Genomic DNA, 21,900 nt, shown 5'->3' with positions numbered 1-21,900 from the left:
CCCCATGCCTTCCAAGGTCATCCTCGTCGTGCTCGACGGCCTCAGTCACTCGGTCGCGCAACACGCCATGGGCCACCTGCATGCCTGGTGCGACGCCGGGCGCGCGGCCTTCTACCGCCTCGACTGCGAGCTGCCGGCGCTGTCGCGCCCACTCTACGAGGCCATCCTCACCGGCGTGCGCCCTATCGACAGCGGCATCGTGCACAACGACGTCTCGCGCCTGTCACGCGAACGCAGCATGTTTCATTACGCCCGCGATGCCGGCCTGAGCACCGCCGCCGCGGCTTATCACTGGGTCAGCGAGCTGTACAACCGCTCGCCCTTCGTTGCCGTGCGTGACCGCCACACCAGCAATGAGTCGCTGCCGATCCAATACGGCCACTTCTACTACGCCGACCATTACCCGGACTCGCACCTGTTCGTCGACGCCGAGAGCCTGCGCTTGCAGCACGCGCCCGACTTGCTGCTGGTACACCCGATGAACATCGACGACGCCGGCCACAAGCACGGCCTGGACAGCCCCCAGTACCGCAATGCCGCGCGCATGGCCGACGTGCTACTGGCCGACTATCTGCAAAACTGGGTCGATGCTGGCTACCAGGTGCTGGTCACCGCCGACCACGGCATGAACGTCGATCGCTCGCACAACGGCCTGCTGCCGGAAGAGCGCCAGGTGCCGCTGTTCGTCATCGGCGACGCCTTCAGCCTCGATGCCAATGCGCGCCCACGCCAGCTGGAGCTGTGCGGCAGCATCTGCCAGTTGCTCGGCGTGCCCCACGACAAACCCTACTGCGCGGAGCTGCTTAAATGAGCGCGCCCTCCTCCCTGCGGCGCTGGTTGCCGCTCTTGTGCCTGCTGCCCTTCGCCGTGTTCTTCCTGGTGTTTCAGGTCGCGCCACTGGCGTGGGTGGCGATCAACAGCCTGAACAGCCCCAACGGCTGGGGCCTGGGCAATTTCGAGAAGATCTTCGCCTCCAGGTTCTATATGCAGGCGATCAAGCACAGCCTGGAGATCGCCTTCTGGTCGAGCCTGTTCGGCATGGCCATCGCCATCCTCGGCAGCTACTCGCTGCGCCAGGTCGACTCGAAGCTGCGCGACTTCGTCATCGCCTTTTCCAACATGACCAGCAACTTCGCCGGGGTGCCACTGGCCTTCGCCTTCATCATCCTGCTCGGCTTCAATGGCGCGCTGACCCTGCTGCTGATCCAGCTCGGTCTGATCGAGGGCTTCAACCTCTACTCGAAGAACGGCCTGATCGTGCTCTACACCTACTTCCAGATCCCGCTCGGCGTGCTGCTGCTCTACCCGGCCTTCGACGCCCTGCGCCAGGACTGGCGTGAGTCGGCCGCATTGCTCGGTGCTGGCGCCTGGGACTTCTGGCGCCACATCGGCCTGCCGGTGCTGACCCCGGCGCTGCTCGGCACCTTCGTCATCCTCCTGGCCAACGCCCTGGGCGCCTACGCCACGGTGTACTACCTGACAACCGGAAACTTCAACGTGCTGCCGATCCGTATCGCGGCGATGGTTTCCGGCGACATCTCGCTGGATCCAAACCTGGCCAGCGCCCTGTCGATGATCCTGGTCGGGCTGATGGTGCTGATCACCGTCGTCCACCAGTTGCTGCTGAAAAGGAGCCAGCATGTCACGCGCTGATGCCCCCACCGCCAGCCTCTATCACCGCATAGTGGTCTGGCTGCTGTTCCTCATTCTGCTGCTGCCGCTGGCCGGCACCCTGCTCTACTCGCTATCCACCAGTTGGTCGGCGACCATCCTGCCGGACGGCCTGACGCTCAAGTGGTACGCCGCGCTGTGGAGCGACGAACGCTTCCTGCGCGCCTTCGGCCAATCGCTGCTGGTGTGCTTCGGCGCTCTGGCGTTGTCGGTGGTGTTGATCCTGCCGCTGATGTTCGTGGTGCACTACCACTTCCCCAAACTCGACACGTTGATGAACGTGCTGATCCTGCTGCCGTTCGCCGTGCCGCCGGTGGTGTCCTCGGTCGGCCTGCTGCAGCTCTACGGCTCCGGCCCACTGGCAATGACCGGCACGCCGTGGATTTTGCTCGGCTGCTACTTCACCATCGCCCTGCCGTTCATGTACCGCGCCATCGCCAACAACCTGCAGGCGATCAACCTGCGCGACCTGATGGACGCTGCCCACCTGCTCGGCGCCAGCACCTGGAAGGCCGCCTTCCTGGTGGTGCTGCCGAACCTGCGCAAGGGCCTGATGGTGTCGCTGTTCCTCTCCTTCAGCTTCCTGTTCGGCGAATTCGTCTTCGCCAACATGTTGGTGGGCACCCGCTACGAGACGCTGCAGGTGTACCTGAACAACATGCGTAACAGCAGCGGCCACTTCAACAGCGCGCTGGTGATTTCCTACTTCTTCTTCGTCCTGGTCTTCACCTGGGCGGCCAACCGTTTGAACAGGGACAAGGCATGAGCTTGCTGAGTATCCAGAACCTGCACAAAAGCTACGGCGACACCCGTATCTTCAGCGACATCAACTGCGAGATCGGCCAGGGCGAGTTCGTCACCCTGCTCGGCCCCTCCGGCTGCGGCAAATCCACCCTGCTGCGCTGCATCGCCGGCCTGACAGACGTCGACGGCGGGCGTATTGTTCTTGGTGGCGAAGACCTGATACCGCTGCCACCGCAGAAACGCGGCATCGGCATGGTGTTCCAGAGCTATGCGCTGTTCCCCAACATGAGCGTGGCGCAGAACGTCGCCTTCGGCCTGCGCATGCAAAAGGTGGCCAAGGCCGAGAGCGAACAGCGCGTACGCGAGGCACTGGAGATGGTCGAGCTGGGCGACTTCGCCGCACGCTATCCGCACCAGCTCTCTGGCGGCCAGTGCCAGCGCGTGGCTCTGGCCCGCTCGCTGGTCACCCGCCCACGCCTGCTGCTGCTCGATGAGCCGTTGTCGGCTCTCGATGCACGCATCCGCAAGCACCTGCGCGAACAGATCCGCGCCATCCAGCAGGAGCTGAACCTGACCACCATTTTCGTCACCCACGATCAGGAAGAGGCGCTGACCATGAGCGACCGCATCTTCCTGATGAATGCCGGCCAAATCGTCCAGAGCGGCGACGCCGAAACCCTTTACACAGCCCCGGTGGATGCCTTCGCCGCCGGCTTCATCGGCAACTACAACCTGCTCGAAGCCGACGCCGCCAGCCGCCTGCTCGGCCAGCCGGTCAGCTCGCGCGTGGCGATCCGCCCGGAGGCCATCGCCTTCGCAGGTAGCGGTATCGCCGCGCGTATCATCAGCCGCAGCCTGCTTGGCAACGTAATCCGCTACCGCGTCGAAGCCGAGGGCTGCCAGCTGCTGGTGGATGTGCTCAATCGCTCTGCCGACGACCTGCACCACGACGGCCAGAGCGTCAGCCTGGCCATTGGCGCCGATGCGATCCGGGAGGTGGCGTGATGGCCCTGGCGATTTTCGATCTCGACGAAACCCTGATTCATGGCGACTGCGCCAGCCTGTGGACGCAGGAAATGGTGAAGATCGGCTGGGCCGATGGGGAGTCCTTCCTTGCCCATGAGCAGGAGCTGATGCGCCAGTACGCCGCCGGCACCCTGGCCATGGAGGACTACATGGCCTTCACCCTGTCGCCGCTGGTCGGCCGTACGCCCGAGGAGGTCGCCCACGTGGTCGAGCCCTTCGTCGAGGACGTGATCGAGCCGATCTTCTACAGCGATGCCAGCCGCACACTGGCCGCGCACCGCGCCGCTGGCGACCGCCTGCTGGTGATCTCCGCCTCGGCGCATTTCCTGGTCAGCGCAATTGGCGAGCGCTTCGGCATTGCCGAGGTGCTGGCCATCGACCTGGAGCAGCAGCACGGCTTCTACACCGGGCGTACGGAGGGTGTGCTGACCTACCGTGAAGGCAAGGTCACTCGCCTGCACGCCTGGCTCGCTGAGCAGGGCGAGAGCCTGGCTGGCGCCAGCTTCTACTCCGACTCACGCAACGATCTGCCGCTGCTGCAGTTGGTCGACAAGCCCTTTACCGTCAATCCCGACCCGACCCTGCGCACTCATGCCGAACAGGCCGGCTGGCCGATTCTGGAGTGGCGCTGAGAGCCATGGTTTTCTTCGCCGAACTCACGAGCCGGTAGAACCTGTAGGAGCGAGCTCTGCTCGCGAACCCAGACAACGCAAAAGCTTCGCGAGCAGAGCTCGCTCCTACAAGGGGTGGACGTTTCGGATCTGCCAGCGCGAACCGGGCGACTGATTGTGCAACGGCGCTGAAAGCCACGGCACGCCAGCGACTCAACCCTGCACGGCCATGATCCGCTCGCAGGCGCCGATCAACGCCGCCGCCAGTTCCCGTGCATAGCCGGGCAACTGGTTGCGCGCATGCAGGGCCACCTCCACCGGCGCCACCGGGGCGAAACCTTCGGCCTCGCCCAGTTCACGGTGTGCAGCCGTGATCAACCGGCGCGGCAGCAGGGTCAGGCCCAGGCCACCTTCGGCCGCGGCGCTGACGCCTGGCAAACTGCTGCTGACATAGGCGATGCGCCAGGGCTTGCCCATGGCATCCAGCGCGTGGGTCATCTCCAGGCGATACAGGCCATTGGGCGGAAACACCGCCAGCGGCACCGGGTTACGCGCCAGCACTGGTCGCGCGCGGCTGTCGAGCCAGGCCACTGGCTCGGCCCAGCTGGCCAGGCCTTTGGCACTGCCGGCGCGTTGCTTGATCAGCGCCAGGTCCAGCTCACCGGCATTGAAGGCACGCCACACGTCATGACTGAGACCGCTGGTGATCTCCAGGCGAATGCCCGGATGCGAGTCAGCGAAATCCGCCAGATAAGGGGTCAAGCTGTTGGCGGCGAAATCGTCCGGCACGCCGAGGCGCACCTCGCCTTCCACCGCACTTTGCCCCAGCGCCAGCATGGCCTCGTCCATCAGCGCGACGATGCGGTTGGCGTAACCCAGCAGGCGCTCGCCCTCGGTGGTGGTCACCACATAGCGGCCACTGCGGTCGAGCAGCTCAGCACCGAGCTGCTCCTCCAGACGCCGTACCTGTTGACTGACCGTGGACTGGGTCAGGTGCAGGCTGGCAGCGGCACGGGTGAAACCACCGGTCTGCACCACGGCGAGAAAACTGCGTAACAGCACGGGATCGAGCATAGCGCCACCCATCATGAAATCCACTGACAGGCATTCTACTATTTAATTTCCGAATCCAGTCGCGAATTCCTATAGTGCATGGGAGTCAATTTTCCGCGCCGGGAGCCATCCCTGCGCCATTCACCCGCCGAGGCAATCTCTCGATGAGCAAATCGCCCTACTACTACGCACCGCATGGCGGTCACCCAGGTCAGGATCAGCTGCTGACCGACCGCGCCATGTTCACTGAAGCCTATGCCGTGATCCCCAAAGGCGTGATGCGTGACATCGTCACCAGCCACCTGCCGTTCTGGGACAACATGCGCATGTGGGTCATCGCCCGCCCGCTAACCGGTTTCGCCGAAACCTTCTCGCAGTACATCGTCGAAGTCGGCCCGAACGGCGGCAGCAACAAGCCTGAGATGGACGCGACTGCCGAAGGCGTGATCTTCGTCGTCGAAGGCGAATTCAACCTGACCTTGAACGGCACCCAGCACGCCATGCGTCCGGGTAGCTACGCCTTCATCCCGCCGCAGAGCGATTGGACACTGCGCAACAACAGCAGCGAAGCCGTGCGTTTCCACTGGCTGCGCAAGGCCTACCAACCGGTCGAAGGCGTGCCGTACCCGGAAGCCTTCGTCACCAACGAGCAGGACATCGAGCCGATCGTCATGCCGGGCACCGAAGGCCGCTGGAGCACCACGCGCTTCGTCGAGATCAGCGACATGCGCCATGACATGCACGTCAACATCGTCAACTTCGAGCCGGGCGGCGTAATCCCCTTCGCCGAAACCCACGTCATGGAACACGGCCTGTACGTGCTGGAAGGCAAGGCGGTATATCGCCTCAATCAGGACTGGGTCGAAGTGGAAGCCGGTGACTTCATGTGGCTACGCGCCTTCTGCCCGCAGGCCTGCTACGCCGGCGGCCCGAGCCGCTTCCGCTACCTGCTGTACAAGGACGTCAACCGCCAGATGCCGCTGACCCTGGGCGGTCTGAAGCGCTAAGCGCGTCGCCCCAGGGACGGGGCGTAACTGTGGGAGCGAGCTCTGCTCGCGAATCGCTTGAATTGCGATGTTCGCGAGCAGAGCTCGCTCCTACGGATTCCTTTAAACGCAAAGGCCACCCCGAGGGGTGGCCTTTTCATTTCTACCGCAACCGATCAGCTATGGCGAATCAGGTGATCGAAGGCGCTCAGCGATGCCTTCGAGCCTTCGCCCATGGCGATGACGATCTGCTTGTACGGCACGGTGGTCACGTCACCAGCAGCGAATACGCCGGGGATATTGGTCGCGCCCTTGGCATCGACGATGATCTCGCCGAAGCGGTTGAGCTCGACGCTGCCCTTGAGCCAGTCGCTGTTGGGCAGCAGGCCGATCTGCACGAAGATGCCTTCCAGCTCGACGGTGTGCAGCTCCTCGGCGGTGCGGTCCTTGTACACCAGGCCGTTGACCTTCTGACCGTCGCCGGTGACTTCGGTGGTCTGCGCGCTCTTGATCACGGTCACGTTGGGCAGGCTGTAGAGCTTCTTCTGCAGCACGGCATCGGCACGCAGGGTATCGGCGAACTCCAGCAGGGTGACGTGAGCTACCAAACCGGCCAGATCGATAGCTGCCTCGACGCCAGAGTTACCACCACCGATCACCGCCACGCGCTTACCCTTGAACAGCGGGCCGTCGCAGTGCGGGCAGAAGCACACGCCCTTGGCCTTGTATTCCTGCTCGCCAGGCACGCCCATCTCGCGCCAGCGCGCGCCGGTGGAGAGGATCACGGTCTTGGCCTTGAGCGACGCGCCGTTCTCGAACTTCACCTCATGCAAGCCACCTTCGCTGCTGGCCGGTACCAGCGCCGAGGCACGCTGCAGGTTCATCACGTCGACTTCGTACTCCTTGACGTGCTCTTCCAGGGCGCGCACCAGTTTCGGGCCTTCGGTCTCTTTCACCGAGATGAAGTTCTCGATGGCCATGGTGTCGAGCACCTGACCACCGAAACGCTCGGCAGCAATCGCAGTACGGATGCCTTTACGCGCAGCGTAGATGGCCGCAGCAGCGCCGGCCGGGCCACCGCCGACCACCAGCACGTCGAAGGCTTCCTTGGCACTCATTTTCTCGGCGTCGCGGTTGGCCGCGCCGGTGTCGATCTTGGCGAGGATTTCCTTCACGTCCATACGGCCGGAAGCGAAGACCTCACCGTTCAGGTAGATGCTCGGCACGGCCATGATCTGGCGACGCTCGACCTCTTCCTGGAACAGCGCACCGTCGATGGAGACGTTGCGGATATTGGGGTTGAGCACGGCCATCAGGTTCAGCGCCTGAACCACGTCCGGGCAGTTCTGGCAGCTCAGCGAGAAGTAGGTCTCGAACTCGAACGAGCCTTCGATGCTCTTGATCTGCGCGATGGTGTCGGCATCCAGCTTGGACGGATGACCGCCGACCTGCAGCAGCGCCAGCACCAGCGAGGTGAACTCGTGGCCCATAGGGATACCGGCGAACGTCAGGCCAATATCTGCGCCGGGGCGCACCAGCGAGAACGACGGGCGGCGGGCATCGCTGCCGTCGGTCTTCAGGGTGATCTTGTCGGTCAGGCCGACGATGTCTTGGAGCAGGCCCAGCAGCTCCTGGGATTTCGCGCTGTCATCGAGGGACGCGACGATCTCGAACGGCAGGGTGACCTTTTCCAGGTAGGCCTTCAACTGGGCTTTAAGATTGGCGTCCAACATGGCGGAAATTCCTCAAATACGAAAATTCGGGCAATAAAATGCCCGGACGGATCGCGCCCGGGCATCGGGCACCACAAGGGCCGGTAAATGGCCCAAACAGCGCAGAGTTGGTCCTTTCCGACCTGAGACAGGCCGGAAAGGAAGTCGGCAAATTTAGATCTTGCCAACCAGGTCCAGCGACGGAGCCAGAGTGGCTTCGCCTTCTTTCCACTTGGCCGGGCAAACCTGACCCGGGTTAGCGGCGGTGTACTGAGCAGCTTTCAGCTTGCGCAGGGTCTCGGAAACATCACGAGCGATTTCGTTGGAGTGGATTTCCAGGGTCTTGATCTGGCCTTCCGGGTTGATGATGAAGGTGCCGCGCAGAGCCAGACCTTCTTCCGGAATGTGCACGCCGAAAGCGTTGGTCAGCTGGTGGGTCGGGTCACCGATCAGCGGGAACTGAGCCTTGCCAACGGCCGGCGAAGTTTCGTGCCATACCTTGTGCGAGAAGTGGGTGTCGGTGGTCACGATGTAGACCTCGGCACCGGCCTTCTGGAACTCGGCGTAGTTGTTGGCGGCGTCTTCGATTTCAGTCGGGCAGTTGAAGGTGAAGGCGGCCGGCATGAAGATCAGCACGGACCACTTGCCCTGCAGGGACTGCTCGGTGACTTCAACGAACTCGCCAGCGTGGAAAGCGTTGACCTTGAACGGTTGAACCTGAGTGTTGATGAGGGACATCTCTGACTCCTTATGAGGTTTGTGTGAGGATTAAAAATCTACGGTCGCTATATTAGCTACCTAACGGAAAAAAGCTTATTGATTACGACCATGATATCGATTGAATGCACCAATCGATGCTGCAGCCCTCGCCGTGCGGGAGCTGCAGCCCTGGCTCAGGCCAGGTTGGGGTCAATCAGCAGAGCGAGTTTACCCGCGACTTGATTACCGGCGAGTGTCTCGAACGCCGTCTCACTGTCTTCGATGGCAAAACTGCGCTCGAGTTGCGGCTTCAATCGACCTTCGCTGAACAGCGGCCACACCTGCTGCTGCAGATCGTGCAACAGATCGGCCTTGAACAGATCGTCGCGGTTGCGCAGGGTCGAACCGATCAGCTGGATGCGCTTGCCCAGCACCAGAGCCAGGTCCAGCGTGGCCTCACGACCACCCATCAGGCCGATATTGATCCAACGCCCGTCACGGGCCAGCAACTCAAGGTTGAGCGCCGCATATTGCCCGCCAACCGGATCGAGGATCACGTCGAACGGCCCGAAATCGCGCAGCGCCTGCAGATCGTCACCACGCAGAGCGCCACCCTGGGCGCCGAGCGCTTCGCAGTAGGCCAGTCGCTCGGGCGAGCCGACGCTGACCCAGCAGGGGTTACCGAACGCCTTGCACAGCTGGATCGCCGCCGAGCCGACACCGCTGGCACCGGCATGCAACAGGACTTTTTCACCGGGACGCAGGGCGCCGAGCTGGAACAGGTTGAGCCAGGCAGTGGCATACACCTCCGGCACCACAGCCGCCTCTACCAAGCTCAGCCCCTCGGGGACCGGCATGGCGTGGCGGGCATCGAGCACCACTTCTTCAGCCATACCACCGCCGGCAAGCAGACAGCAGACCCGATCACCCACCTGCCAGGCGCTACCGGCACCGACCTCGATAACGACGCCGGAGCATTCCAGCCCCAGCGCCTGGCTCGCGCCTGGAGGCGGTGGATAAAGTCCGGCGCGCTGCAGCAGATCAGCCCGATTAAGCCCAGCGGCTGCCACCTTCACCCGAATCTGCCCTGCGTCACAGGTCTGCGCCGGTTGTTCCAGCCACTCCGCACGCCCTTCGACGCCTTGCAATGCCTTCATGCTGCCTCCATAGTGCAAGTGAACCGAGCCCAGCGCTGACCGCTGGGCTTTTGCCTAGCGCCAACGGAACCTGGCGCCCTCAGATACGGCCTAATATGCGTTATCAACTGCCACTACGTCGAATCAGCATGAAGCGATCTCTAGCAAGCACCGCCCTCGCCCTCGTACTCGGCTTCAGTGCCCTGCCGCTGGCGGCCAAGACCACCACAGCGACCAGTTGGGACTATCTGCAGCCAGACCGCGAGCAGGTGATCGCCAGCCTCAACGTAGTGGAGCTGCTACGCCGCCACCACTACAACAAGCCGCCGTTGAACGACGAACGTTCGATTCAGATCTATGACAACTACCTGAAGTTGCTCGATCCGTCTCGCAGCTACTTCACTGCGGCCGACATCGCCGAATTCAACCAGTGGCGCACCAAGTTCGACGACCTGCTGAAAAGCGGCGACCTCGAGCCGGGCTTCACCCTCTATCGCCGCCACCTGACCCGCATGGAAGAGCGCCTGAACTACGCGCTGGCGGAGCTGGGCAAAGGCGTCGACAAGATCGACTTCACTGTCGACGAACAATTGCAGGTCGATCGCGAGAAAGCGCCTTGGGCCAAAGACCGCGCCGAACTCGACGAACTGTGGCGCAAACGTGTCAAAGATGAAGTGCTGCGTCTGAAGATTGCCGGCAAGGAAACCAAGGACATCCAGGAGCTGCTGACCAAGCGCTACAAGAACCAGTTGGCGCGCCTCAAGCAGACCCGTGGTGAGGACGTGTTCCAGGCCTACATCAACGCCTTCGCCACCACCTACGACCCGCACACCACCTATCTGTCGCCGGATAACGCGGAAAACTTCGACATCAACATGAGCTTGTCGCTGGAAGGCATTGGTGCCGTCCTGCAAAGCGACAACGAGCACGTCAAGGTGGTACGTCTGGTGCCTGCCGGCCCGGCCGAGAAGAGCAAGCAAATTGCACCGGCCGACAAGATCGTCGGTGTTGCTCAAGGCAAAGACGAAATGGTCGACGTCATCGGCTGGCGTCTGGACGAAGTGGTCAAGCTGATTCGTGGCCCGAAAGGCTCCACCGTGCGCCTGGAAGTGATTCCCGCAAGCAACCCGCCCAGCGACCAGACCAGCAAGGTGGTCACCATCACCCGTGAGGCGGTCAAGCTCGAAGAACAGGCAGCGAAGAAGAAAGTGCTGCACCTGACCCAGGATGGCCGTGACTACAAGCTCGGCGTGATCGAACTGCCGGCCTTCTACCTGGACTTCAAGGCCTTCCGCGCTGGCGACCCGAACTACAAGAGCACCACCCGTGACGTCAAACGCCTGCTCGATGAGCTGCAAGCCGAGAAGGTCGACGGTGTGGTCATCGACCTGCGTAACAACGGTGGTGGCTCGCTGCAGGAAGCCACCGAGCTGACCAGCCTGTTCATCGAACAAGGCCCCACCGTACTGGTACGCAACGCCGACGGCCGCGTCGACGTGCTTGCCGACGAGAACAAAGGCATCTACTACAACGGCCCACTGGCGGTACTGGTCAACCGCCTGTCTGCCTCAGCCTCGGAGATTTTCGCCGGTGCCATGCAGGACTATCACCGCGCGCTGATCCTCGGTGGCCAGACCTTCGGCAAGGGCACCGTGCAGACCATTCAGCCGCTCAACCATGGCGAACTGAAACTGACCCTGGCCAAGTTCTACCGCGTTTCCGGCCAGAGCACCCAGCACCAGGGCGTGATCCCCGACATCACCTACCCAGACGTCATGGACACCAAGGACATCGGCGAAAGCGCCCTGCCCGCCGCCCTGCCCTGGGACAGCATCCGCCCAGCGATCACCCCCGAGCTGGATCCGATCAAACCCTTCCTCAGCGAACTGAAAGCTCGTCACGACCAGCGCACGGCCAAGGACCCGGACTTCGTCTTCACCCGCGACCGCCTGACCCTGGCCAAGAAGCTGATGGCAGAAACCACTGTCAGCCTCAACGAGCAGACCCGTCGTGCACGCCAGGCGGACGTCGAGGCCAAACAGCTGGCACTGGAGAACAACCGCCGCCAGGCCAAGGGCGAGGAGCCACTCAAGGAGCTGGAGAAAGAAGACGAGGACGCGTTGCCAGTCGCCGACGAGAAGAGCACACCCGAAGATGATGCTTACCTGGCAGAATCCGGCCGCATCCTGCTCGACTACCTGGGGCTGAACCCCTCGCTAGCGGTGCATTGAGGCGATTCCACTAGCGTCATCAAATCGTCATCGAACTGTCGTGAAATGAAGGGCCGGCCAAAAGCCGGCCCTTTCGTTTCCGGCAGATCGAGCACACCATGACCGTCACCGAGCAGTTGAGCGCACTGGGGAAGATCCTCGCTCACGGCGACCTCAGCAGCCTGTTCCAGCCTATCGTCTCGCTGTCCGAACAGCGCATTCTCGGCTATGAGGCACTGACCCGCGGCCCGTCCAACAGCCCGCTGCACTCACCTCTGACGCTATTCGCCGTGGCGCGTCATGCCGGTCGCCTGAGCGAACTGGAAATGGCTTGCCGCAAGAGCGCCTGCAAGGGTTTCAGCGCACTGGGCCTGGAGGGCAAGCTGTTTCTCAACGTCTCGCCAGAGTCGCTGCTTGACCCCAGCCACCAGCCAGGACGCACCCTGAAGTTGCTCCAGGCTTTCGGTATTCCACCCAGCCAAGTGGTGATCGAACTCACTGAGCAGTCGCCCACCGAAGACTTCGCCCTGCTCGACAATGCGCTGCATCACTACCGCGCCATGGGGTTTTCCATTGCCCTGGACGACCTGGGCGCTGGCTACTCCAGCCTGCGTCTGTGGTCGGAGCTGCGCCCCGACTATGTGAAGATCGACCGCCACTTCATCGACGGCATCCACCAGGACGCAGTGAAGCGCGAGTTTGTCGGCTCGATCCTGAAGATGGCCGACGCCTCACGGGCTCAGGTGATCGCCGAAGGCATCGAACTGCCCGAAGAGCTGGCCGTCCTGGCGGAGATGGGTGTCGACCTGGTGCAGGGCTACCTGCTCAGCAGGCCGCAGGAAAAGCCACCACGCGATGCCCGTCAAATGCTGCCCAAGGTGCAGAGCAGCCAGGCCAGCCTCAGTGAAGACAGCCATGACCTCAGTGCCCTGCTCAACGAGCAACCCGCTGTCGATCAGCACACGGCCATCGCCGAAGTGCTGGATATCTTCCGCGCCCAGGCCAACCTGAACTCCCTGGCCGTATTGGACACGCAGCGCCAACCAGTCGGTATCGTCCACCGCCATTCGCTGTCCGAAGCCCTGCTCAAGCCCTTCGCCACCGATCTGTTCGCACGCAAACCCATCAGCCGCCTGATGAGCCAGGACTTTCTCGCCGTGGAGCTGACGCAGTCCCTGCAGAAGGTCAGTCGCCTGCTCACCAGCCGTGCACGCCAGCGCATCGAGGAAGACTTCATCATCATCCAGGGCGGACGTTATTTGGGCCTGGGCAGGGTTATCGACGTCCTCAAGCTGATCACCGAGCAGAAATTGCAGCAGGCGCGTCACGCCAACCCGCTTACGCTGCTACCGGGCAACGTACCCATCCAGCAATGCCTGGGCCGCTTGTTGCAACAGCAGCGCGAAGCCGCGGTGTGCTACGTGGATCTCGATAGCTTCAAACCCTTCAACGATCTCTACGGCTATGCCAAGGGCGATGAGGTACTGCTATGCCTGGCGCAATGCCTGAACGACCGGGTCGATCCGGCCCGCGACTTCGTCGGGCATATCGGTGGTGACGACTTCATGTTGGTGCTCGGCTCGCCCGATTGGCGCGACAAGCTCAGCAAACTGATCGAGGACTTTCAGAATCAGTGCCGACGCTTCTATCGCGACGAGCACCTCCAGGCCGGCTGCTTCATCGCCCATAATCGCCACGGACAACGCCAGGAATATGCGCTGCTATCACTCTCGATCGGCGTAGTGCACGTAAAAGCGGAACATTGCGCGCTGCTCGACGCCTCACGCCTGGCTGAGCTGGCTTCCGAAGCCAAACGTCAGGCCAAGGCCATTCCCGGCTATAGCCTGCATATTCTCGAGGGCTCAACGGCCTGAGCGGGTAGCCTCGGCCGCCAGGGCGGCATAGCGCTCAGCAGCTTGCAGGTCTGGCTCCAGCCCCGGCGCACCGTCGCGATAGAGTTGGCTCAGTCGGCTGGTCGCCAGAGGATGTTCGGCCGCCAGGGCCATCTCCCACCATCGCACTGCCTGCGCGGCATCCGGCGCCTGGCGGGTATCGCCCTGCAAGGATTGCACGCCCAACTGATAGGCGGCCTTGCCGTCGCCACTATTGGCCGCCAGGCGCAACAGCCTCAGCCCCTCCTCGCGCGCACCCAGACCCTGGCCGCGAAACAGCAGAATATGCCCATAGAAGCCCTGCGCCTGGGTATCACCAAGATTGGCCATGCGCCCGTACTGACCCTGCATCCATTGCCACAGACGCGGCTGTCGCAGCGCCGCTGGCCAATGAAACAGACGCCGGGCCAGCCAGTAGCCCAGTCGCGCGCGCAACTGCCAGAGCCACCTAGACATCGGCGGGGTAATCGAATTCGAACACCCTGACCACCTCGGCTGCATGCCAGGAGGCAGCGGCCACACCGTCGGAAGCGCCGCTGAAGCGCCCCAGGCGCATCACGCAGTCGAAAAATCCGGTACGCGGCAGGCGGCTGGCTCCCTGGCTGATGACCAGGGCGCTGCGCAACGGGCGCTCGGCGCGGGCATCCAGTGCGGCCAGGTGCTCCAGTGCAGCTGTAAGGGTCTGCATGGCTGGAGTTGGCAGATCGAGTCGCTCGATCAGTGCCCGATAGGTGAGCAGATGACGCTGACGACGAGCGTCGTCCAGCGCCGTCAGCAAGGCCTGCCAATGATGACGACTGATGCGAACGCTCAAGACCAGCCCTCCAGCCCCAACTCCCAGGCCAGCGAGCGCAGAATCGCAGCATCGGGTTGGCGCTCGCCACTCTCGATCATCGCCAGGTAATGCGGGCTGATACCGACGCTGCGCGCCAGGCTCTCCGCCGCCAGGCCCTTGTCCTCTCGCAACACGCGAAGTTGCTCGAGCCCTGGTCGCTGGGCCTCTGCAGTCGGCACGGCAGCCTTGACTGCCACCACGGGCTGGTGACCTGCAGCCTGCAACAGGGCCTGATAATCGGCCCAGGGCAGCACCGCGTATTCCGGTTCACCATCGCGGGCAATGATTTGCACACTCATGAGTCTCTCCGTTGGAACGCAGGGCCGACAACCTCGACCCCTTCCTTGCAAGCGGCCATCTTAACAGGCGTCTGCCGCTCGGAGCGTGATCTATACTGCCAAGGTCTCAAGCACGGTTCCCACAGCCCTGTCGCGCGGGAACGACCCCGTAAACCTGCAGTGGGGAGTCGCCTTGCGAAGGTTCTGCGCATTGTCGCTCGGGCTGCTAAGCAGCCTCTGTAGCGCCGAAGGTCTGATGTGGGGTTACGGCCCAGCCGACACCATGCCTTATGTGGGCCTGGCCCAGCAGCAGGTAAAGCATGGGCTGGCGTATCACCTCAGCCAGGAAATCAGCAAACGCTTCGCACTGCCCGTCGAGTTTCTCGAAACCCCCAACAATCGTTTGGAACCCTACCTGCAACAGGGCCGCCTGCACCTGGTCTGTAACACCAACCCCGAGTGGGTCAGCCAACCGCAGCAGTATCACTGGTCACCGGCCCTGTATGACGAAGAAGACGTACTGCTGCAGCGGATGGACCAGCCAGAGCTGACTGGCCTTACCAGTCTTTACGGCAAGGTGCTTGGCACCAGCCTCGGCTACACCTACAGCCAGCCATTGATGGGCGCCTTCGCCACCGGCAAGGTCAGCAGACAGGACGTACGCGACCTCGATACCAGCCTGCACATGCTCGACAAAGACCGCCTGAGCGCCGTGATCGACATGCAGCGCAACCTGGCCTACAAGCTCGCTCAGCACCCACAGATGCAACTGCGTTTCAGCCCCTGGGTGGTGCAACGCTATCAGGTCTACTGTGCCTACAGCCGCCATCTGCCCATTCCAGCGGAGCAACTGGACGCCCTGCTGCAGGAGCTACTCGACCAACACCTGATCGAACAATGGCTGGATGAAGCGCTCAGGAGTGCAACGGATCGACCCGTTCAGCATTCGGCAGATGCTCAATGAGCGCCAGGCGCTCGGGGCTCTGCTTGTCGCGCCATGCCTTGAAGGCTTCCAGCTCGCCATGCCAGGTACGCATCACCCAGGCCAGCACAGCCAGATCATCGACGAAACCAATGCCGACCAACCAGTCTGGAATGGCATCGAATGGGGTGATGAAGTACAGCAATGCCGCTACCACCATCAGCAACGCCTGATTGCTGATCTGCCGGTACTCACCCTTGAACCAGGCCAGGCTGAGTGCACGCAGCAGCTGCAGGTCTTCCTTGAGTGCGGCGAAGCGTTGCCCTTGCGGCGTACGCTTGTCACCGAGTGCACGGAGCAACTCAGGCAAGCGACCCTCGCGCAGAAAGCGGGCAGCCAGCGGCAGGTAACGCGTCAGTTTCCACGGCGCTTTCATTCGACCTCCTCGGCAAGCCAGGCGCTATCGGGGCTTGCCTCGCTTATCCACCGAAGCTGTGGATAAATCTGTGCAAAGACTTTCGACAAGCTTATCAAAGCCCCGTGGCATGGGGCCCCGGCTTAGATCGGATATTTTTTATACAGCATATAAAATCCATGAAAATCAACAAGTTGCTGATTGACATAGAAAGCTTGCAACGGTAGTGCGGACTTGTTAGGAATGTTTCCCATGATGTGCATAAGCGTAACACTCCGAGCACCACGAACCTGCTGGCCAAGCCCAGAAACGACAACGCCCCGTCAAGACGGGGCGTTGTCATCGAACAGCAAGTGTTACTGCTCGGTCGGCTCGGCAGCAGCCTGATCCTTGATAGCGATCAGTTCCAGATCGAATACCAGTACCGAGTTGGCCGGAATTGCCGGGGACGGGCTCTGCTCGCCATAAGCCAGCTCGCTGGGGATGTACAGCTTGTACTTCTCGCCAACGTGCATCAGCTGCAGACCTTCCACCCAGCCCGGAATCACGCCACCAACCGGCAGGTCGATGGGGCTGCCACGGGCGACGGAGCTGTCGAACACGCTGCCATCGGTGAGCTTGCCTTCGTAGTGAACAGTCACTACGTCACTTTCCTTGGGCTGAGCACCGTCGGCCTTCTTGATCACTTCGTATTGCAGACCGGAAGCGGTGGTGACGACACCCTCACGCTTGCCGTTCTCTTCGAGGAATTTCTTGCCGGCTTCAGCGGCTTCCTTGTTCAGCGCAGTCATGCGCTCTTGCGCACGGTTTTGCAGGAAGGAGAAGGCCTCAACCATCTCTTCGTCCTTGATGCGCGGCTCCTTCTTCGCCAGCGCGTCCTCGATACCCTGAGCGACGGCCTTGGAATCCAGATCATCCATGCCCTCTTCGGACAGGCTGCGCCCCATGTTCAGGCCGATGCCATAGGAGGCTTTCTGCGCCGGGCTCTTGAGTTCGACTTCGCTGGTTTGCGAATCGCAACCGGCAAGCACCAGGCCCACCAGGGCAACCGCCGCCGCCAAACGATGCTGTTTCATGCTTGTTCCTTGTAGATGCGCCCGAAGGCCGTCGTGTGAAAGCGCGAGCTTAGCAGTACGCTGCAATCACTGGCTACGGCATAGGAGCCGAGCAATGCGCATAAGTTCAAGCAAACAAAGGATTTTTTGAAGATTTCGGCGAATGCCGAGAGGTTGTCACAGGAGGGGATGAAGCGAGGAAAAGAATGGCGCAGCGGACGGGACTCGAACCCGCGACCCCCGGCGTGACAGGCCGGTATTCTAACCGACTGAACTACCGCTGCGCGTAACTGCGAGATTGGTGGGTGATGACGGGATCGAACCGCCGACCCTCTGCTTGTAAGGCAGATGCTCTCCCGGCTGAGCTAATCACCCTTCACTCTCGAAGTGGGGCGCATTCTAGAGAGCGATCCTGACCTTGGCAAGCCCTCTTCGCAAAAAAATTTACCGACGCAGCAAGAACTTAGGCGAGACCAGCGAATTTCCTCAGCGGCTCGTTGTCAGGGTTGGCCTGAGCACGTCAGCGGAGAATAATGCGCGCTCTGTGCCGGCGGACCGATCATGATCCTGTTGATGGCCCGCCACCTTCATCCGTCGCTGCGCGCCGGCTCGAGAGAGCCCAAGGATGGCGCCACCCCCGCGACTTCATCATCAATGGAGAGTCACCCGCTCATGTGGTTTCGTAACCTGCTGGTCTACCGCCTCACCCAGGACATCCCTTTCGACGCCGAAGCGCTGGAGACAGCACTGTCCAGCAAGCCGGCACGTCCCTGCGCCAGCCAGGAGCTGACCACCTACGGTTTCACCGCCCCCTTCGGCAAAGGTGCCGATGCACCACTGGTGCACGTCAGCGGCGACTTCCTGCTGATCGGCGCACGCAAGGAAGAACGCATCCTGCCGGGTTCGGTGGTGCGTGACGCGCTTAAGGAGAAGGTCGACGAGATCGAGAACACCCAGATGCGCAAGGTGTACAAGAAAGAGCGCGACCAGATCAAAGACGAGATCGTCCAGGCCTTCCTGCCGCGCGCGTTCATCCGCAAATCCGGCACCTTCGCCGCCATCGCGCCGAAACAGGGCCTGATCCTGGTCGACAGCGCCAGCGCCAAGAAGGCCGAAGACCTGCTCTCCACCCTGCGCGAAGCCATCGGCTCGCTGCCGGTACGCCCGCTGTCGGTGAAAATCGCGCCGACCGCCACCCTGACCGACTGGCTGAAGAACCAGAGCGCCGCCGAAGGCTTCTTCGTGCTCGACGAGTGCGAGCTGCGCGACACCCATGAAGACGGCGGCGTGGTGCGCTGCAAGCGCCAGGACCTGACCAGCGAGGAAATCCAGCTGCACCTCTCCACTGGCAAGCAGGTCACACAGCTGTCGCTGGCCTGGCAGGACAAACTGTCCTTCGTGCTCGACGACAAGCTGACCATCAAGCGCCTGCGCTTCGAAGACGTGCTGCAGGAGCAGGCCGAACAGGACGGCGGTGACGACGCCCTGGCTCAGCAGGACGCCAGCTTCATCCTGATGATGATGACCCTGGTGGAGTTCCTGCCGGAGCTGTTCAGCGCACTCGGTGGCGAAGAGATTCCGCAGGGGATCTAATGACCCGTAGGGTGGATCGGGGCGCGCAGCTGACGCTTTTTTCATCCACCGTTCGGACCGACGGTGGACAAGCTTCGCGTTGTCCACCCTACCCGCTCAGGTCAGCGACTCGAGGCTCTCGGTAAAGGCACTGGCGCCCTGCTCCGCCGTGCTGAAGTTTTGGCGCATGAAGGCGAACAGTTCGCGCCCACAACCACTGGCCGGAGCAGGCCGTGCTGCCGGCTGGCGCGAGGCGAACTCGGCCTCGTCGACCTGCAGCAGCAGTTCACCGGCCCGGCCATCGACACGGATCAGGTCACCATCGCGCACCCGCGCCAGCGGCCCGCCATCGAAAGATTCCGGGCAGACGTGGATGGCTGCCGGGATCTTGCCCGAAGCACCGGACATGCGCCCATCGGTCACCAGCGCCACTTTGAAACCGCGATCCTGCAGCACGCCCAGGTAAGGCGTCATCTTGTGCAGCTCCGGCATCCCATTGCTGCGCGGGCCCTGGAAACGCACCACGGCGACGAAGTCGCGCTCCAGTTTGCCGGCCTTGAAGGCTTCGACCAGATCCAACTGGTCCTCGAAAACCAGCGCCGGTGCTTCCACGATCTGATGTTCCGGCGCAACTGCGGACACCTTCATCACCCCGCGCCCCAGGTTGCCCTGCATCAGGCGCAGGCCGCCTTCTGCCGAGAACGGTCGCGCCACGGGACGCAGCACACTCTCCTCCAGGCTCTCGGTCGGCCCGTCGCGCCAGACCAGCTTGCCCTCTTCGAGGAATGGCTCCTGGGTGTAGCGCGACAAGCCGCGCCCAACCACGGTATTGACCTCCTCATGCAGCAATCCGGCTTCAAGCAGCTCGCGGATCAGGAAGGCCATGCCGCCAGCGGCCTGGAAGTGATTGATGTCGGCCTTGCCATTGGGATAGACGTGCGCCAGGGTCGGCACCACCTCGGACAGATCAGCCATATCCTGCCAGGTCAGCAGGATGCCGGCGGCGCGGGCGATGGCCGGCATGTGCAGGGTGTGGTTGGTGGAGCCGCCAGTGGCATGCAGGGCGACGATGGAGTTGACCAGGCAGCGCTCGTCGACGATCTCGCCAATGGGCATGAACTGGCCACTCTGCTTGGTCAGCCGCGTGACCTGCTGCGCGGCTTCGCGGGTCAGCGCATCACGCAGGGGCGTGCCCGGATTGATGAAGGAGGCGCCCGGCAGGTGCAGGCCCATCACTTCCATCAACAACTGGTTGGTGTTGGCGGTGCCGTAGAAAGTGCAGGTACCCGGCCCGTGGTAAGCGGCCATTTCCGCCGCCAGCAGCTCGTCGCGGGTCGCCTTGCCTTCTGCGTAACGCTGGCGCACGTCGGCTTTCTCCTTGTTGGACAACCCCGAAGTCATCGGCCCGGCCGGCACGAACATGGACGGCAGATGACCGAAACGCAGCGCCCCCATCACCAGGCCCGGCACTATCTTGTCGCACACGCCCAGATACAGCGCGGCATCGAACATGTTGTGCGACAGCGCCACAGCGGTGGACATGGCGATCACCTCGCGACTGGCAATACCCAGCTCCATGCCTGGCTCGCCCTGGGTAACGCCATCGCACATGGCCGGTACGCCGCCGGCGAACTGGCCCACCGAACCCAGGTCACGCAGGGCCTGCTTGATCTGTTCGGGGAAGGTCTCGTAAGGCTGATGCGCCGACAACATGTCGTTGTAAGCCGAAACGATGGCCACGTTGGCCGCATCCATCAGGCGCAGCGTCTGCTTGTCGTGACCACTGCAGCCGGCCACGCCGTGGGCGAAGTTGGCGCACTGCAGTTTGCCACGCTGCGGCCCTTCGCTGGCGGCCGCACGGATCATCTCAAGGTAGCGTTGACGCGTAGCGCGGCTGCGCTCGACAAGACGTTCGGTAACTTCAACAACGCGGGGATGCATGGGGAGTCTCCAGGCTAGCAACTAGCGTCTGTTCGTATTTACAACAAAATACTGCCACTCGGCGGGCTTGATTTCTAGAGCAATGGGAATAATCTTGTAATTCTAACAACAAATTCACGAGACCCTCGCCATGACACTACGAATCGCCATCAATGGCTTCGGCCGCATCGGCCGCAACGTGCTACGCGCACTCTATACCCAGAATTATCGCCAGCACCTGCAGGTCGTGGCTATCAACGACCTGGGCGACAGCGCCATCAACGCGCACCTGCTGCAATACGACAGCGTCCACGGCCACTTCCCCGAAGAGGTTAAGGTCGACGGTGAAAGTCTGTGGATCAAGGGTGATCGCATTGCAGTCAGCGCCATTCGCAACCCGGCAGAACTGCCCTGGAAGACCCATCAAGTCGATGTCGTGCTGGAATGCACCGGGCTGTTTACCGAGCGCGATAAGGCCGCTGCACACCTGGCGGCCGGCGCACGCAAGGTTCTGATCTCCGCGCCCGCCAAGGGCGCCGACGCCACCGTGGTATATGGCGTCAACGAGCAGGTGCTGACGCCTGACATGCAGATCATCTCCAACGCCTCCTGCACCACCAACTGCCTGGCGCCGGTCGCGCAGGCGCTGCATCGCGAGCTGGGCATCGAGCAGGGTTTGATGACCACCATCCACGCCTACACCAACGACCAGAACCTTTCCGACGTTTACCACAGCGATTTGTACCGCGCGCGCTCGGCGACCCAATCGATGATCCCGACCAAGACCGGCGCTGCCGAGGCGGTCGGCCTGGTGCTGCCGGAACTGGCCGGCAAGCTCACCGGTATGGCGGTACGGGTGCCGGTGATCAACGTATCGCTGGTCGACCTGACCCTGCAGGTCAAGCGCGAGACCACTGCCGAGGAAGTCAACGCCCTCCTCAAGGCCGCCAGCGAGCAGTCGCCGGTGCTGGGCTACAACGCACTGCCGTTGGTGTCCTGCGACTTCAACCATAACCCGCTGTCCTCGATCTTCGACGCCAACCACACCAAGGTCAGCGGCAAGCTGCTCAAGGTCATGGCCTGGTATGACAACGAATGGGGTTTCTCCAATCGCATGCTGGACAACTGCCTGGTCCTGGCCCGCCTGCACTGAAAGAGGAGGC

21 protein-coding genes and 2 tRNA genes are annotated in these 21,900 nt (G+C 62.4%); 11 read left to right on the top strand and 12 right to left on the bottom strand.

The annotated features are described in order from the left end of the window. The first annotated feature begins 4 nt into the window (after positions 1 to 4). Genes BM059_RS13950 through BM059_RS13930 form a run of 5 tightly spaced genes read left to right on the top strand, consistent with a single transcriptional unit; the run spans position 5 to position 4,073 of the window. Entirely contained in the window at positions 5 to 811 is an 807-nt protein-coding gene (locus BM059_RS13950) for an alkaline phosphatase family protein (protein ID WP_074939330.1), read from the top strand. Then, positions 808 to 1,653 (top strand): ABC transporter permease, encoded by an 846-nt coding sequence (locus BM059_RS13945; RefSeq protein WP_037004962.1) that lies wholly within the window; start codon positions 808 to 810, stop codon positions 1,651 to 1,653. The genes BM059_RS13950 and BM059_RS13945 overlap by 4 nt, the downstream gene beginning before the upstream one ends. Next, the gene (locus BM059_RS13940) at positions 1,640 to 2,437 is read left to right on the top strand and encodes an ABC transporter permease (protein ID WP_037004963.1); all 798 of its coding nucleotides are present in this window, start codon (positions 1,640 to 1,642) and stop codon (positions 2,435 to 2,437) included. Before BM059_RS13945 ends, BM059_RS13940 begins: the two co-directional genes overlap by 14 nt. Next, positions 2,434 to 3,420, top strand: coding sequence for an ABC transporter ATP-binding protein (locus BM059_RS13935; protein WP_037004965.1), 987 nt, complete (start codon positions 2,434 to 2,436; stop codon positions 3,418 to 3,420). The genes BM059_RS13940 and BM059_RS13935 overlap by 4 nt, the downstream gene beginning before the upstream one ends. Beyond that, entirely contained in the window at positions 3,420 to 4,073 is a 654-nt protein-coding gene (locus BM059_RS13930) for an HAD family hydrolase (RefSeq protein WP_074939328.1), read from the top strand. Before BM059_RS13935 ends, BM059_RS13930 begins: the two co-directional genes overlap by 1 nt. Before the next feature lie 192 nt (positions 4,074 to 4,265). On the opposite strand, the gene BM059_RS13925 is transcribed toward BM059_RS13930, so the two are convergent. Further along, positions 4,266 to 5,126 carry a LysR substrate-binding domain-containing protein gene (locus tag BM059_RS13925; protein ID WP_037005040.1) on the bottom strand — a complete coding sequence of 287 codons (861 nt, stop codon included), beginning with the start codon at positions 5,124 to 5,126 and terminating at the stop codon, positions 4,266 to 4,268. Between the two features lie 143 nt (positions 5,127 to 5,269). Between BM059_RS13925 and BM059_RS13920 the strand changes: the two genes are divergently transcribed. Next, the gene (locus BM059_RS13920) at positions 5,270 to 6,112 is read left to right on the top strand and encodes a bifunctional allantoicase/(S)-ureidoglycine aminohydrolase (protein WP_037004968.1); all 843 of its coding nucleotides are present in this window, start codon (positions 5,270 to 5,272) and stop codon (positions 6,110 to 6,112) included. A 155-nt stretch (positions 6,113 to 6,267) separates the two neighbouring features. Here the strand turns inward: BM059_RS13920 and ahpF are convergent, their stop codons facing one another. The 3 genes from ahpF to BM059_RS13905 form a co-directional block, all read right to left on the bottom strand. Continuing rightward, positions 6,268 to 7,824 (bottom strand): alkyl hydroperoxide reductase subunit F, encoded by a 1,557-nt coding sequence (gene ahpF, locus BM059_RS13915; RefSeq protein WP_074939326.1) that lies wholly within the window; start codon positions 7,822 to 7,824, stop codon positions 6,268 to 6,270. A 153-nt stretch (positions 7,825 to 7,977) separates the two neighbouring features. After that, the gene (ahpC, locus tag BM059_RS13910; RefSeq protein WP_037004971.1) at positions 7,978 to 8,541 is read right to left on the bottom strand and encodes an alkyl hydroperoxide reductase subunit C; all 564 of its coding nucleotides are present in this window, start codon (positions 8,539 to 8,541) and stop codon (positions 7,978 to 7,980) included. A 155-nt stretch (positions 8,542 to 8,696) separates the two neighbouring features. Next, positions 8,697 to 9,659 carry a zinc-binding dehydrogenase gene (locus BM059_RS13905; protein WP_074939324.1) on the bottom strand — a complete coding sequence of 321 codons (963 nt, stop codon included), beginning with the start codon at positions 9,657 to 9,659 and terminating at the stop codon, positions 8,697 to 8,699. 128 nt (positions 9,660 to 9,787) lie between these two features. Between BM059_RS13905 and BM059_RS13900 the strand changes: the two genes are divergently transcribed. Continuing rightward, positions 9,788 to 11,869, top strand: a complete 2,082-nt coding sequence (locus tag BM059_RS13900) for a carboxy terminal-processing peptidase (protein WP_167364574.1) — start codon at positions 9,788 to 9,790, stop codon at positions 11,867 to 11,869. Between the two features lie 98 nt (positions 11,870 to 11,967). After that, positions 11,968 to 13,722 (top strand): bifunctional diguanylate cyclase/phosphodiesterase, encoded by a 1,755-nt coding sequence (locus BM059_RS13895; protein WP_074939321.1) that lies wholly within the window; start codon positions 11,968 to 11,970, stop codon positions 13,720 to 13,722. Here BM059_RS13895 and BM059_RS13890 read toward each other — a convergent pair. Genes BM059_RS13890 through BM059_RS13880 form a run of 3 tightly spaced genes read right to left on the bottom strand, consistent with a single transcriptional unit; the run spans position 13,711 to position 14,874 of the window. Beyond that, positions 13,711 to 14,196: an SEL1-like repeat protein gene (locus tag BM059_RS13890; protein WP_074939319.1), complete on the bottom strand. Its 486-nt coding sequence runs from the start codon at positions 14,194 to 14,196 to the stop codon at positions 13,711 to 13,713. The two genes, BM059_RS13895 and BM059_RS13890, sit on opposite strands and share 12 nt — an antisense overlap. Continuing rightward, positions 14,189 to 14,554: a hypothetical protein gene (locus BM059_RS13885; protein WP_037004981.1), complete on the bottom strand. Its 366-nt coding sequence runs from the start codon at positions 14,552 to 14,554 to the stop codon at positions 14,189 to 14,191. The genes BM059_RS13890 and BM059_RS13885 overlap by 8 nt, the downstream gene beginning before the upstream one ends. Then, entirely contained in the window at positions 14,551 to 14,874 is a 324-nt protein-coding gene (locus BM059_RS13880) for a helix-turn-helix domain-containing protein (protein WP_074939318.1), read from the bottom strand. The genes BM059_RS13885 and BM059_RS13880 overlap by 4 nt, the downstream gene beginning before the upstream one ends. Before the next feature lie 172 nt (positions 14,875 to 15,046). On the opposite strand from BM059_RS13880, the gene BM059_RS13875 reads away from it, so the two are divergent. After that, entirely contained in the window at positions 15,047 to 15,817 is a 771-nt protein-coding gene (locus BM059_RS13875; RefSeq protein WP_244154410.1) for a substrate-binding periplasmic protein, read from the top strand. Here the strand turns inward: BM059_RS13875 and BM059_RS13870 are convergent. The 4 genes from BM059_RS13870 to BM059_RS13855 form a co-directional block, all read right to left on the bottom strand. After that, positions 15,768 to 16,211, bottom strand: coding sequence for a YkvA family protein (locus BM059_RS13870; RefSeq protein ID WP_074939316.1), 444 nt, complete (start codon positions 16,209 to 16,211; stop codon positions 15,768 to 15,770). The genes BM059_RS13875 and BM059_RS13870 overlap by 50 nt on opposite strands. 335 nt (positions 16,212 to 16,546) lie before the next feature. Then, positions 16,547 to 17,266: a BamJ family beta-barrel-assembly machinery protein gene (locus BM059_RS13865; protein ID WP_037004987.1), complete on the bottom strand. Its 720-nt coding sequence runs from the start codon at positions 17,264 to 17,266 to the stop codon at positions 16,547 to 16,549. Positions 17,267 to 17,452: 186 nt separating this feature from the next. Then, positions 17,453 to 17,529: transfer RNA gene (locus tag BM059_RS13860), tRNA-Asp, on the bottom strand. A gap of 15 nt (positions 17,530 to 17,544) precedes the next feature. After that, positions 17,545 to 17,620 (bottom strand) — tRNA-Val (locus BM059_RS13855). A gap of 297 nt (positions 17,621 to 17,917) precedes the next feature. Here BM059_RS13855 and rdgC point away from each other — a divergent pair. Beyond that, positions 17,918 to 18,838, top strand: coding sequence for a recombination-associated protein RdgC (gene rdgC, locus BM059_RS13850; protein WP_037004988.1), 921 nt, complete (start codon positions 17,918 to 17,920; stop codon positions 18,836 to 18,838). A gap of 96 nt (positions 18,839 to 18,934) precedes the next feature. Here the strand turns inward: rdgC and edd are convergent, their stop codons facing one another. Continuing rightward, positions 18,935 to 20,758: a phosphogluconate dehydratase gene (gene edd / locus BM059_RS13845; protein ID WP_074939315.1), complete on the bottom strand. Its 1,824-nt coding sequence runs from the start codon at positions 20,756 to 20,758 to the stop codon at positions 18,935 to 18,937. Positions 20,759 to 20,888: 130 nt separating this feature from the next. On the opposite strand from edd, the gene gap reads away from it, so the two are divergent. Beyond that, a complete protein-coding gene (gene gap, locus BM059_RS13840) occupies positions 20,889 to 21,890 on the top strand; it encodes a type I glyceraldehyde-3-phosphate dehydrogenase (RefSeq protein ID WP_037004993.1) in 1,002 nt (333 codons plus the stop codon). The last annotated feature ends 10 nt before the right edge of the window (positions 21,891 to 21,900 follow it).

The organism is Ectopseudomonas composti (genome assembly GCF_900115475.1).
GTDB classification, from domain to species: domain Bacteria; phylum Pseudomonadota; class Gammaproteobacteria; order Pseudomonadales; family Pseudomonadaceae; genus Aquipseudomonas; species Aquipseudomonas composti.
The sequence above is the reverse complement of the archived record's forward strand: the minus strand, read 5'-3'. Positions and strand labels throughout refer to the sequence as shown.